Below are 18,933 nucleotides of genomic sequence, written 5' to 3' on the forward strand. Positions count from 1 at the left end.
TAAAATGTTTACATTTTTCTATCTTTACGCCCACTATGAGCAATTTGAAGAACGATTTATGGGTCGGCGTGGACGTAGGTTCCACCACCGTGAAGATTGCGGTCGTCGATCCAGAGACCAATAAACTTTTGCATTATACTTACCAGCGCCACAACGCTATGCAGGCACAGAAGGTTTTCGAAGTGCTGCGCGAGGCGCATGGACTTTTCCCCGATAAGAATTTCAGGGTCGCTTTCTGCGGTAGCGGCGGTCAGCCGTTTGCCGAAGCCACTCACGCCTTCTTTGTACAAGAAGTGGTGGCAAATGCCCTTGCTGTACGTGCAACTTACCCGGAATCTAGGGTTGCCATCGAACTCGGTGGACAAGATGCAAAGGTAGTGTTCTTCGAAAAGGACAAGACCACCGGCAAACTCATCGCCTCGGACATGCGCATGAACGGCGTGTGCGCCGGCGGTACGGGTGCATTTATTGACCAGGTGGCCGAACTTCTGCGCATCAAGACCGAAGCCTTCGAAGGCTTCGCAAAGCGCGGTCAGAAGGTTTACGAAATTTCGGGCCGTTGCGGCGTGTTCGCCAAGACCGACATCCAGCCGATGCTGAACAACGGCATCGCCAAGGAAGACATCGCACTTTCCAGCTTCCATGCCATTGCCAAGCAGACCATCGGTGGCCTTGCTCAGGGTATGGAAATCAAGCCGCCTGTGATTTTCGAAGGTGGCCCGCTGACCTTTAACCCGACTCTCGTGCGTGCGTTCAAGGAACGTTTGGGTATTAATGACGAGCAGGCTATTGTGCCGGAACATTCCGAAGTGCTTGTGGCCATGGGTGCAGCCCTTTCCTTGGGTTCCATGTTCGCCGACCAGGAATGCTTCTACCGCAAGGATGGCTCTCTCGACGCCCTCATCCACTTTAACGAAACCCGCCAGGCCGAAAACAAGGCCAAGGCCGCTGCCGACTTGTTCTTCAAAAACGAAGCCGAATACAAGATGTTCCTCGAAGAACACAAGATGGCCGGCAACCACTACCCGCAGCCCGTATCGGGCTCTACGCTCAACGTGTATCTGGGTATCGACGCAGGCTCTACCACCACGAAGTTCGTGCTCATGGACGAACAAGAAAACATCGTGGACGGTTTCTACGCAAGCAACAACGGCGAACCGCTGCAGGTGCTCAAGAACGCCTTGAATGAACTTTCGGACCGCTACGAAGAATATGGCTGCAAGCTCAACATTTTGGGCGTAGGTACCACAGGTTACGGCGAACAGCTGTTCGCTAAGGCCGTGCATGCCGACTTCCACACGGTGGAAACGGTCGCTCACGCCAACGCCGCTCAGAAGATTTGCCCAGACGTAAGCTTTATCCTCGACATTGGTGGCCAGGACATGAAGGCCATCTCCGTGCAGGACGGCGTGGTGACGGGTATCATTTTGAACGAAGCCTGCTCCTCGGGTTGCGGATCCTTTATCGAAACTTATGCCCGCTCGCTCGGCATTCCGATGGAAAAGATTGCTGAACTCGCCTTCAACGCTAAGAGCCCCTCGCAGTTGGGTTCCCGTTGCACGGTGTTCATGAACAGTTCCATCATCACCGAACAGCGCGACGGTAAGCAGCCTGAAGACATTATTGCAGGTATCTGCCGCTCCATTATCAACAACGTGTTTACGAAGGTGATTCGTATCCGTAACCTGAATACCCTCGGCAAGAAGGTCGTGGTGCAGGGCGGTACATTCAAGAACAACGCGGTGCTCCGCGCCTTCGAACAGTACACCGGCCTCAAGCCTATCCGTCCGGAACGTCCGGGCGAAATGGGCGCTATCGGTATTGCCCTCCTTACCAAGAAGTTCATGGAAGAAAAGCGCAAGACCGAACCGGAACTCAAGACCAAGTTCATCGGTCTTGAAGCCATGAAGACCTTCAGCTGGCACAACCAGCCGGGCCAGCTCTGCCAGTACTGCACCAACCATTGCTCTCGTACCATCGTGACCTTTAGCGACGGCCAGAGCTTCGTGACGGGTAACCGTTGCGAACGCGGCGAAGTCACAGCCGACCCGAACGATCCGAAGACCAAGGCTCTCATTGCCGAAATCAACAAGAAGATGCAGTCCGTGCCCGACATGATCAAGCGCACGAACCAGCTCCTGGTCAAGGACTACGCTCCGGCCAAACTCGTTGAAAACAACGGCAAGACCATCGGTATTCCGCGTGCTCTCGAATTCTGGGCATCGCTCCCCTACTGGAAGGCCTTCTTTACAAGCCTTGGTTACACCGTCGTGGTGAGCCGCCAGAGTGACTACAAGATGTTCGAAGCCGGCCTCCATAGCGTGCCTTCTGACACGGTGTGCTTCCCGGCAAAGCTTGTGCACGGCCACGTGCTTAGCCTCATTGAAAAGAAGGTCGACCGAATCTTCTTCCCGATGATGGTTGCTGTGCCAAGTGACCACACCAAGTTCACGGCAACGTCTGTTTGCCCGGTGGTGCAGGCCTACCCGAACGTGTGTAAGAACACCGACGAACCTGAAAAGAATTACGGCATTCCGATGGACCAGCCGATTTTCCACTGGTTCAACGCCAAGCTCCGTCGTAGCCAGACCATTGACTGGTTCCACGAACACTGGAAGCTCGACAAGAAGCTTTTGGACAAGGCAGTGACCGAAGGTGAAAAGGCTCTCAACAGCTACCGCACCACGCTCCTTGAAGAAGGCCAGAAGATTTTGGACGATGTACGCGCAAAGAACTCTTTTGCCGTGGTGATTGCAGGCCGCCCGTACCATGCGGACACGCTCATCAACCACAACATCGCAAGCCACTTTACCGCCATGGGCATTCCGGTGCTTACCACCGAATCGCTCCCGGGCGTTTACGACCAGGATGTACCGAGCCACACCCGTATCGAAATCAAGAACACCTTCCACTTGCGCATGATCGGTGCGACCATGATTGCGGCGAAGGATCCGAACATCGAACTTGCGCAGATCGTAAGCTTCGGTTGCGGACATGACTCGATTTTGACCGACGAAATGATGCGCATGCTGCACCTTGATTCCAACAAGGAAATGCTCATGCTGAAGCTCGACGAAGGCGATGCCCGCGGCCCCGTGGGAATCCGTATCAAGAGCTTTATCGAAACCGTGAAGGCCCGCCGTGCAGCGAACCTGCCCGACAAGCCGGAAAGCAACGAACCGCTGTTCCATACACCGTTCTTGCCCGAAGACAAGACCCGCCGCCGCATTCTGACGCCGAACCTCTCCCCCGCCTTCTCCGTACTCGCCAGCGAATACATGAAGCGCGAAGGATTCATCGCCGAATACCTGCCGGTCGCCGACAAGAAGGCAATCGAACTCGGCAAGAAGTACGTGCATAACGACATCTGCTTCCCCTGCCAGGTGAACATTGGCGAAGCCCTCCATTGGCTCGTCGATCACCCCGAAGTTCCGCAGAACCAAGTTTCCATGTGCCTTGCCAAGAACTGCGAAAACTGCCGCGCCGTGCAGTACGCAGTACTCGCCCGTAAGGCTTTGGATGAAGCGGGATTCAAGGATGTGACCATCATTACGACCGGTGTCGACTACAAGGGCATGCACCCGGGCTTCCAGCTGGGTCTCGACTTCCGCCTCCACATGCTTTGGGGCCTCGTGACCATGGATGCCATCGAAATCATGTATCGTGCAGTCCGCCCGTACGAAGTACATGAAGGCGACACCCAGAAGGTTTACAACGAATGGATGCCGAAGGTAATCGGCGTTGCAGGCCACCTTTCTACCACACAGCTTGTACGCCCCTCCAAGCTCATCGAAGTATTCGAACAGTGCATCGATGCATTCAACGCTATCGAAATCACTGAAGAACGCAAGAAGGGTATCCGCAAGCCGCGCGTTGCCGTGCTCGGTGAAATTCTCATGAACTACCACCCGAGTGCCAACGGCTTCGTCGAAGATTACCTGATGAAGAACGGCATGGAAGTCTACCTGCCAGGCATGACGGACTTCTTCCGTGTGGACGAAGTTGTTCGAGCCGAAAAGATCAAACGCGGATTCTCGGCAAACCCGATTATGGACCGCGTGGAAGGCGGCGTGACGGCCAAGGTCTATACGCATGCCGTCGAAACCGCTCGCAAGTCCATGCAGAAGTTCAAGCTGTACGAACACCATGCCGACTGCGTGGAACTCAAGGACTATGTTTCCGACATCATCGACCCGACCTACAACACTGGCGAAGGTTGGTTGATTCCGGGCGAAATCCTGTACAACTCGCAGCATGGTATCAACAGCTACATCATCTTGCAGCCGTTCGCCTGCCTTGCAAACCACATCAGTGGCCGCGGCCTCACCAAGGCCGTCAAGGAACGTTGCCCGCATATCCAGATTCTGAGTCTCGACTACGATCCGGATACGAGCTTCGCGAACATCGAAAACCGTCTGCAGATGCTCATCATCAACGCACGTGAACTAGAAAAAGCAAATCAAGCCTAACCCCAATTATATAATACATGCTCAACGTCTCTAATGTCAGTCTTCAATACGGTAGCCGCGTTCTCTTCAAAGAAGTGAACCTTTCCTTCAAGCGCGGCAACTGCTACGGAGTCATCGGTGCGAACGGCGCCGGAAAGTCCACGTTCCTGAAAATCCTTTCGGGCGAACTCGAACCCAACACAGGTGAAGTCACTAAGGACCCAGGCGAACGTATCGCGGTCTTGAAGCAGGACCACTTCGCCTACGAACAGAACACCGTTCTCGAAACCGTCATGATGGGCTTCCCCGAACTCTATGAGCTCGGCAAGAAGCGCGACGAACTCTATGCGCTCCCCGAAATGACCGAAGAACAGGGCATGCAGGCCATGGAAATCGAGACACGCTTTGGCGAAATCGGTGGATACGAAGCCGATTCCAACGCAGCCGTGCTCCTGAAGGGCTTGGGCATTCCCGAAGAATTGCACTACAGCCTGATGGCAGACCTCGATGGTGGCCAGAAGATCCGTGTGCTCCTCGCCCAGGCTCTGTTTGGCAACCCGGACATTCTGTTGCTTGACGAACCGACGAACCACTTGGATTTGGAAACCGTCGGCTGGCTCGAAGACTACCTCGAACGCTTTGAAAACATCGTCATCGTGGTGAGCCATGACCGTCACTTCTTGAACGCAGTCTGTACCCACACTTGCGATATCGACTACGGCAAGATTAACATTTACGGTGGTAACTACGAATTCTGGTACGCAGCAAGCCAGCTCGCCCAGAAGCAGCGCAAGGATCAGAACCGCCGCGCCGAAGAAAAAATTGAAGAATTGAAGGCGTTCATCCGTCGCTTTGCTTCTAACGCCGCAAAGGCCAAGCAGGCCACTAGCCGTAAGAAGCTTTTGGACAAGATGACTGTCGAAGAAATGCCGGCCTCTAGCCGTAAGTTCCCGTGGGTCAACTTCAAGATGGACCGCGAACCGGGTAAGATTGTGCTCGAAGTCAAGAACGCCACCATTGACGGCGGTGACGGCATCATTTGCAAGGGCCTCGACTTCAGCCTGAACAGCGGCGACAAGGTGGCCCTGGTCGGTGAATACGACACCCTCAAGACCGCATTCTTCCAGCTCATTGCCGAAGAAACCAAGTGCCCGGAAGGCGTGCTCAAGTGGGGCAACACCATTAGCTACAGCTACTTCCCGAAGAACAACGACGCCTACTTCGGCACGGACCTTTCCCTCGTGGATTGGCTGCGCCAATACAGCAAGGAACAGGACGAAACGTTCATCCGCGGATTCCTCGGCCGTATGCTCTTTACCGGCGAAGAAGCCCTCAAAAGCGCCAACGTTCTTTCCGGTGGTGAAAAGGTGCGCTGCATGCTCTCTAAGATGATGCTTGCAAACGCAAACTGCTTGCTCCTCGACGAACCGACCGCACACCTCGACTTGGAAGCCATCACAGCCCTCAACAACGGCCTCACCGCTTTCCAGGGCCCGATTATCTTCTGCTCGCAGGACCACGAATTCGTGCAGACGGTTGCAAACCGCGTGCTTGAACTCACGCCGAACGGAGTGCTCGATCGCAGCATTACCTTCGACGAATGGCTCGAAAGCAAGAAGACCAAGAAGAAGTAGTCTATAAAGTTTAGACCACAAAAAGTCCCGCTTGATGAGCGGGACTTTTTAATTTTGCAGAGCTGTTGTCTTAATTCAATTATCGCGTCACAATCACACGGTTTGCAAACAGGACCTTCTTTCCGTTATCGACGCGCACGAAGTAACTCCCCTTCGCCTTCACCAGATCTTTGACCGGAATCGTCACAGAACTGCTGTAATAGCGACTAGAAAGTTTCTTGCCACGCATGTCGAACACACTTACGCGGGCAACGCTTGCATTCAGGCGGAGTTCCAAATTTCCGTGGCTATAGCCGACAGAAGCGTCAGCCACCGTTTTCGCAGCCGGAGCGACCTTAGTCGTGCCGTCCGAATTAGACGTACCCATTTTCCAATTGCTCGGCACGCGAGCAGCGATGCCGCGACCCGCCGTACTCATGTACACCACGCCGTAGGTATTCATGTCGCCCATCACGAATTCGCCGTTGGCAAGTCCGCCGTATTCGTGACCGTCGTCATTGACGCGAGTCCAGGTTTTACCCTTATCGTCAGAGCCGAACACACCCGTCACGTTACCGACAGTTGCAAACACATAAATCGCCGGATAGCCGCCCTTTTCCTTGGGAGCGCCGTAGCCCACGGCTTCGCAGTAACCGACACCAGCAACAGCCGCCCAAGTGGCACCGCCATCAGTCGAATGCAACAGCTTACCGCTGACAGCCTTGCCATTAGACGGATCCTGGATAGCGACAGGCAGCCACAAGTCGCCTTCGAAGCCAGGAATTGCGCGGAACTTCTTGAAAGCGCTTTCACCCGGCGTGCTGATTGCCTTGAAACTTGCGCCCGCATCGGAGCTCTTGTAGAACTTGCCGTCAGCCTTGGTATAGGCATAGAACACATCGTCATTTTCGGGATCGCCCACCACATAAGCAGAATTGTCGATACCCGAAACCTTTTCCCAGGTCGTTCCGTTGTAATTGCGGTAGACATCGGTCGTTCCTTCCATCGGAACCCAGATAGTGTAAGTACCTTTTGCCGAAAGAGCTACCGTGCCCTTAGCGGCCTTTTCGTCAGGTCCTGTATAAGTTTCTACCGTCCAAGTCTTACCCGAGTCAAGCGAATACTGCACCGGGGCAATGGGAATTGCATTGTACAGGCCTTCATAGGCACGCTTGTCAGCCACCTTTGCAAGCTTACCGCTCTTGGGAGCGTAAGCGAGGCCCTGCGTCGTGCCCAGCGATACATTAGAGCCGCCCACATTCGTCTGGTGCCTAAAGGCGGGATATTTTGCGATGTCATCGTGACGGAATCCGTCGTAGTCGCCGATAATCGAAACCATCGGTCCGCCCGGAATACTCACTACTTCGAAAGGCACCGTTTCTTCGACACCATGCGCCGAGAAATGCCACACCTGGTTCATGGTGAGTTGCGGTTCTTCCCAAGAATTCTCCGCTTCCTTGTACACATAATCGCTCAGGTTGTCGCAGCGGAAAATACCGTTACCCGAAGTCACAAAGACGCGGTTGTTGTCGAACGGATCCATGGCAACGCTACCGGACCAGTGAATAGAACCGTTATGCATCCAGCCAATTCCATTGGCATCCATCTGCTTGGTCGTCGGATACACACCGCCTTCCATCCAGTAATACTTGAAGCTTGCAATCCAGGTTTTGCCGCCATCGGTCGTGTGGTAAATGTTAGTACCCCACTGGTCGCTCCACTTGCCGCTGGTGTCACTTGTAGCCGTGTACCAGAACTGCGGGCCACGATAGCCTTCGGTGGTCACCACCATTTCGTTTGCATTTTTCGGATTGATGGCTATGCCACCATAAGGAGCTATGTAGGGGTAATATTCTTCGCAAGTCTTGCCGGTGCCGCCTGCGGCTTCGCAGTCGACCATGCCTTTCACGTCCACCTTGTCGTACTTGGCATCGCCACCTTCGTCCAAGAAGTTTTCAGGAGAAACGTCGGACCAAGTCGCCGAAGCCACATCATACTGCAACACGACACCGCGACCAAAGCCGTCGTAAATCATACCCCAGCCTTCGTCCCACATCATGGAATGCGGACCCGCGCCATCGGCAAAAGTCACCGTCATCTTCGAGCCATCACCCGAAACTACCGCACGCTGCGGCATCAAGCGCACCATGCTCCCGCCGGCCGTGCGGCGCAACGAATCGGGAATCGGCAAAGCCTTCCAACTTGCACCGCCGTCGGTCGAGGTGAACACGTTTTCAAACGTGCCCTTGGCCGTCGTCCCTTCGCGCAAGAATCCGGCGTAAAGCACCTTGGAACTGCCCGGAGCGTACTGCACAAAGCTGAACCCCGAACCATTCCAAGTCGTATCGCTCCCGGCGGCCTTTGTCCACGCATCCACATGGCTCCAGCTAGAACCGTTGTCCGTCGATTTCCAAAGGCCCTTGTTCTTGGAACCGTAGAACATAATTTTGGAATCGTTCGGGTCGACCGCCAAGGCTTCGCCGTTTCCGCGGCCCATACCGTTGCCGTGTGCACCAAAGCGCGCCACCTTGGTGCCCTTGGTCCCGTCTTCGTCCCAGGTGTAAATCACTTCCCAGGATTCACCCTTGTCGCTACTGCGGAGAAACGCCGTACGGCCGCTATTCCAGTAACTGGTTCCCGCCACCATATAAACGACGCCCGATTCCTGCGGGTCAACGGCAATGGCCTCGATTCCCAAAAGGCCGCGCTCGGAAACATCGACCCAGTCCATCATCGATTCCCAGCGGGCAGTCGATTCATTCCAGCGGTACGCGCCGCCTACGTCGGTACGGGCGTAGAACAGCCCCTTGTCTACCGGAGAGGCTATCACGGCGGAGACGAATCCGCCCCCGCCCATGCTCACGTTGCTCCAATTGAAATCTGCCGTGGCCGCCTGCGAAAGAGCGGCAGCCGCCATCATAGTCAAAACAGTCTGTTTTGCGCCAAATTTTTTCATAATCATCCCAAAACACTATTGGGCACCACGCCCAAATAACCAAGCTATAAAATACCTTCAGCAGCCCCGAAACACGCAAATTTTTCGCACACACCCCAAATATCCGTTTTGAACTTTTCAACACCCCAATTTTTGAAACAAAAAATCCCGCTCAACGAGCGGGATTCTTCAAATTCATTTTCAAGAAAAATCGAAATTTTGAAGGAAGCGAGCAGAACAAAGCTATGCGACGCCTACTTCAAAATTTTACTTTCTCTTGCGGCGCTTCTTGGCCTTACCCTTAGCCGGGGCAGCGTCTTCCTTCGGATCATCCTTCACTTCTTCCTTCTTTTCGGCCTTCTTGGTTTCGCCACCGCGGAGGTCCTTCATCTTGAAGGAAACGTTGACTTCAGCAGTCGTCACCTGAGAGGCGAGGCCAGCCGGGTCACGGACCTTGAAGCTGAATTCATCGAGGCCAGAGAAGCCCTTGTTCGGCATGTAGGTGAAGGAACCGTCGCGTTCGTTCAGGTTGATCTTACCGTTGCGCGGCTTCTGCACGAGCTGCACAGACACCGGCTTTTCACCATCGGCATCCGTCACGCCAGACATCAGACCTTCGGCGGCGCTAACCTTGAGTTCTTCGCCTTCCTGAGTCATGTAAGTCTGCGGGTTGGCTACCGGCGGATCATTCACAGCAATCACCGTGAAGAGAGCGGTCTTAGAAGCCTTAGCGCCATCCGGGTCGGTCACCGTGAAGGTGATACGTTCCGGCTTACCGTTCCAGTTTTCGTGCGGCTGAGCAACAGTTGCGGTCTTCTTGAACTTGTCATACTTGACAGTCAGGTACTTGTTGCCAGTGAAGGTCCACTTGAGTTCATCGAAGCGGTTATCCTTATCGCGAGCAAACTGATCGAGCTTGATCACGGCCACGACACCGTTGTTGTCGTCTTCCTTGATCGTGTGGTCAGGAATATCGCGCATAATCGGAGCGGCATTCACATGCTTCACAACGAACTTCACCATTGCCTTGTCAGAACCACCAGCCGGGTCCTTAGCGGTAAAGATGAGGGTTTCGTCACCGAACCAGTCAGCCTTCTTCGGCTTCACGATAGCTTCGCGGTTACCGTTGATCTGGACAGCGAGGTTCTTAGCACCAGACACGCCCCAACGGATTTCGCTAACCTTATGGTCAGGATCAGTTACATAGTTGTCGAGCTTGATCGGCTTGAAGGTAGTGCCCTGCAGGGTTTCCTGGCCAGGAATTTCCTTCACGATCGGCGGGTCGTTCACGGGCTTCACCGTGTACTTCACCTGGATAGAGGCGCTTTCGCCAGCCGGGTCAAACACGTTCACAGTCACGATTTCCATACCGTTCCAGTACGGGTTCGGAGTTTCAGCATGGAGAACACCCTTTTCATCGATAGAGAAGTTCATTTCATGCTTCACAGCCGGGCCGTTTCTGCCAGCCTTCTTACCCTTAAGAGCCGGGACTTCGTTATCGAGAGTCCAAACAAGTTCTTCGAGGCTGTTATCCGGATCGTTTACAACCTTGCTGAAGTCGAACGGAGCAAATGTCTTCTTTTCTTCGATTACGAACGGCTGAACCGGCTTGAGGGTCGGCGGGTCGTTCACAGCGACAACTTCGAAGGTTGCCTGCGTAGAAGCGGTAGCACCTGCGATATCCTTCACCGTGAAGGTGAGGGTTTCCTTACCGAACCAGTTCGGGTTCGGAGTCAAGATCTGGGCACGGCTACCCTTGATATCAACCTTAAGGTCCTTATTGCCGGTAACGGTCCAGTGGAGTTCATTGGGCTTGTTATCCGGGTCTTCGGCAGCCTTGGAGAGATCAACAATTTCGAAGCGTTCCTTTTCCTTGATTCTCTGGCCAGCAATGTGCTTCACGACCGGCGGGTCGTTGACCGGAGTCACTTCGAAGGTAATCTGCTGAGAAGCGCGAGCTCCTTCAGGGTCAAACACGTCAATCTTGATCTTTTCGGTACCGCTCCAGAACTTGTCCGGAGTAGAAACGATGAGTTCCTTCTTGGCGTTGACAGAAGCCTTGAGGGCGCGAGCCGGAGAGACTTCAATCTTCAAAGCGGAGAGCGGATGATCCGGGTCAGAGATATACTGAGAGAGATCGATCGGCTTGAAGCGTTCCTTTTCCTGGATGCTCTGGATAGCAATCGGCTTGATTTCCGGAGCGTCGTTCACGGATTCAACCTTGAAGTTAACCGTCTTGGAGTCGGAAGCACCTTCCGGGTCCTTCACGGTGAAGGTCACGTTGCGTTCACCATTCCAGTACTTGTTATCAATCTTCACGCGAGCAATGTTACGGCTATCAATTTCAATCTGGAATTCGTCAACCGGAGCAGGTGCCGGTTCTTCAGCCTTTTCTTCCTTGCCCTTCTTGCTCTTCTTAGCGGGCTTCTTAACCGGCTTCGGAGCAGGAGCAGCACCCACCTTGGCAACCTTGACGGACCAAGTGAGTTCAGAGAGCTTGTGGTCAGGATCGTTCACGAACTTGTTCAGGTCGATTTCCTTGAACTGACCCTTTTCCTTGATCTTCTGGTCAGGAATATTCTTGAGCACCGGAGCGTCGTTCACAGAAGTGATTTCGAAGGTCACAGTCTGAGAAGTTTCTGCACCATCCGGGTCCTTCACAATGAGAACCATGGTTTCCGGAGCGCACCAGAAGTTCTTATCCGGAGCGGTAACAGTAAGCACGCGGCTCGGAGAAATTTCAGCCTTGAGCTGGCGGTTGCCAGAAACGGTCCACTTGAGTTCGCTCGGCTTGTTATCCGGGTCTTTCACGTATTCGTCAAGCTTGATCTGCTTGAAGAGTTCCTTTTCCTTAACCTTCTGGTCAGGAATCTTCTTGGCGATAACAGGAGGATCGTTCACGCGAGACACTTCGAAGAGCATCTTGTGGTTGGCAGAAGCACCTTCCGGGTCAGTCACGGTGAAGGTCACCGTTTCCTTGCCGTTCCACTGAGCGTCAGGCACAGACACCTTCACGGTGTTGTCCTTGAGCATGTTCACCTTCAGGAACTTGTTGCCAGAGACAGACCACTTGAGCTGAGAAGCCTTGTGATCCGGGTCAGAAGCAAGGTTCGAAAGATCGATAGTCTTGAACACGCCGTTTTCGCGGATGGATTCACCCTTCGGGGCGTTAGCAGAAATAACCGGCGGGTCGTTGATAGAGCGAACTTCGTAATGAGCGGTCTTGGAAGCCTTGGCACCTTCCGGGTCAGTCACCGTGAAGGTAATGTCGGCAGCACCGTTCCAGTACTTGTCCGGAATAGCAATCGTAGCAACGTGGTTGTTGTCCACCTTAACAGTCAAGCCAGGCTTGGTGCTAGCCGGTTCTGCAGTCGGAGCAGCCTTCTTGCCCTTCGGAGCCGGAGCAGCGTTAGACTTGGCCTTCACATCGAAGGTCCACTTGAGTTCGCTGTTCTTGTGGTCCGGGTCCTTAACGAGATCGTCAAGCTTGATCTGCTGGAACTGTCTCTTTTCGTCGATGGACTGATCCTTGAGTTCGCGAACGAACTGCGGAGCATCGTTCACCGATTCAACCGTGAAGGTCACGGAGCGGCTATCAGTTGCGCCTTCCGGGTCAGAAACCGTGAACTTGACGGTTTCAGAACCATGCCAGTTCGGGTTAGGCGGAATCACAGACACATTGTGGCTTGCGTCCATAGCAACCTTGAGTTCCTTGGCACCTTCAATCTTCCACTTGAGCTTAGCCTTCGGGTGGTCGAGGTCTTCCACATAGTTGTCGAGAGCGATAGACTTGAAGCTACCCTTTTCCTTGATGGTCTGGTTAGCAATATCCTTCATGACCGGCGGGTCGTTGATAGACAGCACAGAGTAAGTAGCAGTAGCCTTGGCAGAAGCACCTTCCGGGTCGGTCACGGTGAAGGTCAAAGTTTCCTTACCGTTCCACATCGGGCTCGGAGCCTTGACAGAAACATTACCGTCGTTATCGATATTAACCTTGAGGTCCTTGTTGCCAGTGACTTCGATCTTGAGACGAGCATAAGAGTGATCCGGATCCTTCACGAGCTGCTTCAGGTTGAAGGGCTTGAAGGTTTCCTTTTCCTTAACGTTCTGATCATCAATCTTGCCGATGGTCGGAGCATCGTTCACGGACTGGACGGTAAAGGTTGCAGTGCAATGAGCCTTGCCGCCTTCCGGGTCTTCCACGCGGAAGGTGATTTCTTCAGAACCGTTCCAGTACTTGTCCGGAATCACGATCTTAGCCATGCGCTGGCCGTCGACCGTAACCTTGAGCTTCGGGGTATAACCCTTCGGAGCACCCTTAGCCGGCTTCACGTCAAAGTTCCAGGTGAGCTGATCAGGCTTGTGGTCAGCATCCTTAACGATGTCGTTCAGGTTAATGATTGCAAATTCACGCTTTTCCGGAATGCTCTGGTCCTTGATGGGCTTCACGAATTCCGGAATATCGTTCACAGATTCAACCTTGAAGGTCACCGTACGCTTGTCAGAAGCGCCTTCCGGGTCAGTCACCGTGAAAGTGATCTTTTCAGTACCGTTCCAGTACTTGTTCGGAGTGGTGATCGTAGCAACATGCTTCGGGTCGATAACAACCTTCAGGTCCTTGTTGCCGGACACAGTCCACTTGAGCTTGGAGAGGTCGTGGTCTTCGTCAGATGCGAACTTGTCGAGTTCGATCGGCTTGAATTCGCCCTTTTCCTTGATGGTCTGGTTAGCAATATCCTTCATGACCGGCGGGTCGTTGATGGACTTGACAGTGAACACAGCGTCAGACTTAGCAGAAGCGCCTTCCGGGTCGGTCACCGTGAAGGTCACCTTTTCAGAACCGTTCCAGTTCTTGGTCGGCTTCTTGATTGTTGCAACACCGTTGGCGTCGATATCAATCTTGAGCTGCTTGTTGCCAGAAACAGTCCACTTGAGGCTCTTGAAGGAGTGATCCGGGTCAGAAGCGAGATCAGCAAGCTTGATGGAAGCGAATTCCTGCTTTTCTTCGATCATCTGGTCAGGAATCTTCTTGAGAGTCGGAACGTCGTTCACAGACTGCACCGTGAAGAGAGCCTTAGAGGTTGCCTTAGCGCCTTCAGGGTCAGTGACCGTAAAGATGATTTCGTCTGCACCATTCCAGTACTTGTTCGGAATCTTGATGTTAGCCACATGCTGAGCATCGATTTCAACCGTGAGGCCAGCGTTCTTGCCGTTAGCAGACTTCACGTCGACAGTGAACTGAAGGTCAGAAAGCTTGTTATCGAGGTCGCGAACCATTTCACCGAGCTTGATCGGCTTAAACTGTTCCTTTTCCTTGATGGTCTGCGGAGCAATCTGCTTCGTGAATTCCGGCACGTCGTTCACGGATTCAACCGTGTAAGCAACGGTACGTTCATCGGTTGCACCTTCCGGGTCAGTGACCTTGATGGTGAGGGTTTCAGAACCGTTCCACTGCGGAGACGGCGGAGTCACCTTCATCACGCGGTTTTCAAGAGATACCTTGAGTTCGCGGTTACCCGTAACAGTCCACTTGAGCTTATCCTTAGAGTGGTCAAGGTCTTCGACATACTTGTCAAGTTCGACCGGCTTGAAGGAGCCCTTTTCCTTGATGGTCTGTTCAGCAATATCCTTCATGGACGGAGGGTCGTTGATAGACTTAATGGAAAGCTTGAACTGAGTGGAAGCCTTGCCACCTTCAGGGTCAGTAGCAGTAAGGGTAATGGTTTCAGAACCGTTCCAGAGTTCGGACGGAGTCTTGAAAGAAATTTCGCGAGTCTTGTTATTCAGGTTAACCTTGATGTCCTTGTTACCTGCGATGTCGATCTTCAACTGGGAGAGATCGTGGTCGGCATCGGAGAGATAGTCATCAAGCATGACAGAAGAGAATTCATTCTTTTCTTCGATAGTCTGGTCCGGAATCTTCTTGAACACAGGAATATCGTTAATAGACTTGACAGTCAGAGTCACCTGCTGCTTAGCGGTTGCGCCTTCCGGGTCAGACACCGTGAAGGTCACGACAGCAGAACCATTCCAGCTCGGGTCCGGAATTTCAATAGAAGCAACGTGAGAGTCGTCGATGTTTACAGACAAAGTACCGGACTGCGGTTCCTTGCCCTGGTGCTTCACATCGGCTTCCCAAGAAAGTTCAGAATTCTTGTGGTCAGCATCCTTCACGTATTCATCGAGCTTGATCTTTGCGAAGGTCTTCTTTTCGTCGATGGTCTGGTTCGGAATCTGCTTCACGAGCTGCGGCACATCGTTCACGGAGTTCACCGAGAAGCTGTTTTCGGATTCAGCGCAAGCGCCGGCCGGGTCGCAAACCTTGAACTTGATGGATTCAGAACCGTTCCACATTTTGTTCGGAATCTTGATGGTAGCGGTCTTACCAGCAATGTTCACAGCAAGATCCTTGTTGCCAGAAACCGTCCATTTAAGTTGTTCGAAAGGATGGTCGGGATCCTTGACCAGCTTGTCCAGTTCGATCGGCTTGAATTCCTGCTTTTCTTCGATCGTCTGATCAGAAACTTCCTTGATGAATTCAGGAGCATCGTTCACAGACTTGACGGTGAACTTGGCCGTTGCCTTGGCAGATGCACCAGCAGGGTCAGTTGCCGTGAAGGTCACGGTTTCAGAGCCATTCCAGAATTCGTTCGGGATCTTGATGTTTGCAGAACCGTACTTGTCGATGTCGAACTTGAGGTCCTTGTTGCCCGAAATGCTCCACTTGAGTTTCATGACATCGTCATCAACGTCTGTCACGTAATCAGTGAGGCTAATGGATTCGAATTCGTTCTTTTCTTCGATGGTCTGGTCCGGAATCTTCTTGAGAACCGGAGCATCGTTGATGGGCTTTACCACGAAGTTTGCGGTCGTAGAGGCGCTAGCATATTCGCCGTCAGTAGCCGTAAACTTAATCTTTGCAGAGCCGTACCAGTTCTGGTCCGGGATAATCACGGAAGCGACGCGGTTCGGATCGATTTCCACATTCAGGTCGCCTTCAGCTTGATCCTTGCCCACCGGTTGGATGTCAAATTCCCAAAGGATCTGGTTCTTCGGATGGTCAGGGTCAGTCACGAAATCGTCGAGCTTGATCTTCGTGAAGGACTTACCTTCATCAATGTTCTGATCAGGAATCTGCTTGACTTCGGGCGGATTGTTCACGGATTCCACGTTGAAGTTCACGGTTTCAGAACCAACGGCACCCTTGGAGTCAGTGGCCATGAACGTGATGTCTTCGGAGCCGTTCCAATACTTGCTCGGAATTTCGATCGTTGCAATACGCTCGGGAGAAATAGAAACCTTGAGCTGCTTGTTGCCGGAAACCGACCATTTCAGCTTTTCAGGCTTATCCATATCATCGGATACATACTTATCCAACTTAATCGGGGCGAACTTTCCACCTTCGTTAATGGATTCACCCGGAATTCCCATAACTGAAGGAGCGCTATTTTCAGCCTCCTGAGCAACACCCACAGATGCAAGCATTCCGGCTGACGCCAGCAGGGTCGCTACAGACCAATTTATTCGTTTCATTTATGATCTCCCATAAATTTCTTCTTCCAATTACACACTTTTGCTTTCACAAAAATCGTACCGCCCCCGCTAGTCCGGGCGCGATTTTACGAGGTCAAATATAATGTTTTTGACAGCTGCATACCGCTATTTTGCTAAAAAAAGGCATTTTTTTTTGTTTGCAAAAATTGACAAAAGTCTCACTTTTTTTCGCTAAATCGTTGATAGTCAATGAGTTACGAACAGGGATTCATTTTTTTTATTTGTTCGAAAAAGAACGCTTTTTTTGAGGATTTCGGAGGAAAAAGCACTTTTTACAAAAAATTTACATTCAACCGGAACAAAAAGTTCCGAAAGCATTCGTTTTCACGCCTTTGTCCGCTGACAGGGGGTTGACAAAAAAGTATCTTTGCCCTAAACAACAAACAAAAACAGGTAAAACAATGAAATTCGTATTCCTTTGCGACGCCAACTACCTCAAGGGTGACATGGTCAACTTCGTGAACAACTTCCCCACCAACCACGAACTGGTGACCATGACTAGCGACGAACTGCTCCAGACCAAGTCCATTTTCGAAGGCACGTTTGCCGTGCTCGCCGAACGCACCACTTGGCAGAAGAACTTCAGCCTGTTCCGCTACTTTGGCCTGCTTCCGCTTTTGGAAGTGCTCCCGCTGGGCATCGTGAGCCGTTCTCGCCGTAGCGAACCGCTGAAGGGCCGCACCCAGAACCGCAATCAGGAAATCTACTTCAACCCGAGCGCTTCTGCCGAAGAACTCTATCTTCAGGTCGACAAGTTCGTGGCTGCTCCGCCTGCAGGTTTCACCTACCCGCGTGGCACTCAGAAGGCCTAATTAGGGGACAATGCAGCACAAGGTCTTAAATGACCTGTACAGGCAGGGCGGAATCACCTTTTTTGCTTTTCCGGGCGAAAACGAGATTCCGCTTGAACCCTTGCAGAACCTTGCGCTGGCGCTAAACGCCGGCGCTCGTTTTTTGGTTATTGACTTTTCAGGAAAAAATATCCTGAAAGGAAACTCCCCCATTTCTGCAAGCGATCTTTTCGAAAAGCCTCTTTCGCAAGAAACACTGAACGAACTCGGTTCCGATACGAATAGCTGGACTATTACAGGAACCAGGTGTTTCCCGCAAAACGACGATCAATTCAGGTGCCTGTACCATAACCTGCAACAAATCAAGAAATCGATTTCGCAAATCGTCGCCGTTCTGCCCTTGGAAATTAGCGACCAAGAGGCCTATTACGCAAAGCTTGTTTCTAGGCTTATCGTAATCGACGGTGAGAGTGCTCACGAAGCGTCAGCTTATTTGGAAGACCTTCCGCACTTCAACAAATCAAACTTGCTTTGGCTATTCCCGCAAAAGCCAGACAAGAAGAAATTTTACCACGCCTACAGGGCGGTTCGTCGCAGCCATTCGTTCTACAAAGAAATTCGAAATTGCGACTGGAAAAAAGATCCCGAAACATTCGCCAAGATTATCGAGAATCTGCACAAGTTTTCAATTCTTGAAAAGAATCCGCTTGACGGCACTTCAAAAGTTTTCAGGACGCTTTTCCCGCTTCTGTTCTTACTCATGATTGCGCTGCCGTTTTTCTTTGTGACAAAAACGGAACCAGGCATTTCGAATACGCGAGACCGCATTCACGAACGCGACAAACTTTCGATTGCGCCGTCATTTGAATACACCTTTGACGGCAAGGAATCAATGCAGCGTATTTCACGCTATGCCATCGGTCGTTTTAACGCATTGATTACCAACGACAAGATGATTCAGCAATATGTCAAGGTCACGCTCGAAGAAAACGGCTACCCCGCTAACGCTTGGGAAAACAACAGCAAGAACATTCCGCCCGTAGGAACCGCCATCAAGTTTTCAAGACCTGACTTTTTTGAAAAGTCTGCAAGCGATTCCATTGGCGCCGCTTGGAAATACTGGACATCGATCGTATCGGACAGCGTCGCCTACCTTACAGAATTTTACCACGCCCAAGCCACCGCAAAGTACAGACAACATAACGGCATCGACTTGGCATCGCGTCAGGGCGCCCGCATACTCGCCCCGTTCGCAGCCAAGGCATGGACCGCTCGCGACGAACGCGGCGGCATTGTGATTGGGCTTGTACGCCAAAAAGACGTAGTCATCTTTATGCACTGCGACCAGTTGCTTTATTTGGACGGCCAAGAAGTGATGGCCGGCGACCCCATTGCAACAGTCGGCCTTACAGGTCACACCACGGGCCCGCATGCACACATCGTTACAGGGCTTATCGACAGGAATGGCGACAAGCGTATCGGCAACGTTCGGTACAAAGTAATAGACCCGATTAAGTGGTTCTACATGTTCAAGCCAACAGCAGATGCAGTAAGAAACCGGCAATAAAAACTCGTTGTAAAACGAACAACAT

The 18,933-nt window shown here is 52.3% G+C and carries 6 protein-coding genes; 4 read left to right on the plus strand and 2 right to left on the minus strand.

What is annotated here, in order from left to right:
* The first annotated feature begins 35 nt into the window (after positions 1-35).
* Both QOL41_RS08400 and QOL41_RS08405 read left to right on the plus strand, forming a co-directional pair.
* On the plus strand, positions 36-4,469 hold the full coding sequence (locus QOL41_RS08400) for an acyl-CoA dehydratase activase (protein WP_283429393.1): 4,434 nt from the start codon (positions 36-38) through the stop codon (positions 4,467-4,469).
* 17 nt (positions 4,470-4,486) lie between these two features.
* Positions 4,487-6,082: an ABC-F family ATP-binding cassette domain-containing protein gene (locus tag QOL41_RS08405; RefSeq protein ID WP_283429394.1), complete on the plus strand. Its 1,596-nt coding sequence runs from the start codon at positions 4,487-4,489 to the stop codon at positions 6,080-6,082.
* 79 nt (positions 6,083-6,161) lie between these two features.
* Here the strand turns inward: QOL41_RS08405 and QOL41_RS08410 are convergent, their stop codons facing one another.
* Positions 6,162-9,017 (minus strand): T9SS type A sorting domain-containing protein, encoded by a 2,856-nt coding sequence (locus QOL41_RS08410; RefSeq protein WP_283429395.1) that lies wholly within the window; start codon positions 9,015-9,017, stop codon positions 6,162-6,164.
* A 246-nt stretch (positions 9,018-9,263) separates the two neighbouring features.
* Positions 9,264-16,529, minus strand: a complete 7,266-nt coding sequence (locus QOL41_RS08415) for a tandem-95 repeat protein (RefSeq protein ID WP_283429396.1) — start codon at positions 16,527-16,529, stop codon at positions 9,264-9,266.
* Between the two features lie 422 nt (positions 16,530-16,951).
* Between QOL41_RS08415 and QOL41_RS08420 the strand changes: the two genes are divergently transcribed.
* Together QOL41_RS08420 and QOL41_RS08425 are read left to right on the plus strand one after the other, a co-directional pair.
* Entirely contained in the window at positions 16,952-17,362 is a 411-nt protein-coding gene (locus QOL41_RS08420) for a hypothetical protein (RefSeq protein ID WP_073322692.1), read from the plus strand.
* Positions 17,363-17,372: 10 nt separating this feature from the next.
* A complete protein-coding gene (locus QOL41_RS08425) occupies positions 17,373-18,908 on the plus strand; it encodes a M23 family metallopeptidase (protein WP_283429397.1) in 1,536 nt (511 codons plus the stop codon).
* Positions 18,909-18,933 lie beyond the last annotated feature (25 nt).

It is taken from the genome of Fibrobacter sp. UWB10 (assembly GCF_900182935.1).
In the GTDB taxonomy this organism is placed as follows: Bacteria; Fibrobacterota; Fibrobacteria; order Fibrobacterales; family Fibrobacteraceae; genus Fibrobacter; species Fibrobacter succinogenes_O.

Coding starts and splice junctions, on each gene's coding strand:
- QOL41_RS08400 (WP_283429393.1), top strand. CDS start 36: ATGAGCAATTTGAAGAACGATTTATGGGTCGGCGTGGACGTAGGTTCC.
- QOL41_RS08415 (WP_283429396.1), bottom strand. CDS start 16,529: ATGAAACGAATAAATTGGTCTGTAGCGACCCTGCTGGCGTCAGCCGGA.
- QOL41_RS08425 (WP_283429397.1), top strand. CDS start 17,373: ATGCAGCACAAGGTCTTAAATGACCTGTACAGGCAGGGCGGAATCACC.
- QOL41_RS08420 (WP_073322692.1), top strand. CDS start 16,952: ATGAAATTCGTATTCCTTTGCGACGCCAACTACCTCAAGGGTGACATG.
- QOL41_RS08405 (WP_283429394.1), top strand. CDS start 4,487: ATGCTCAACGTCTCTAATGTCAGTCTTCAATACGGTAGCCGCGTTCTC.
- QOL41_RS08410 (WP_283429395.1), bottom strand. CDS start 9,017: ATGAAAAAATTTGGCGCAAAACAGACTGTTTTGACTATGATGGCGGCT.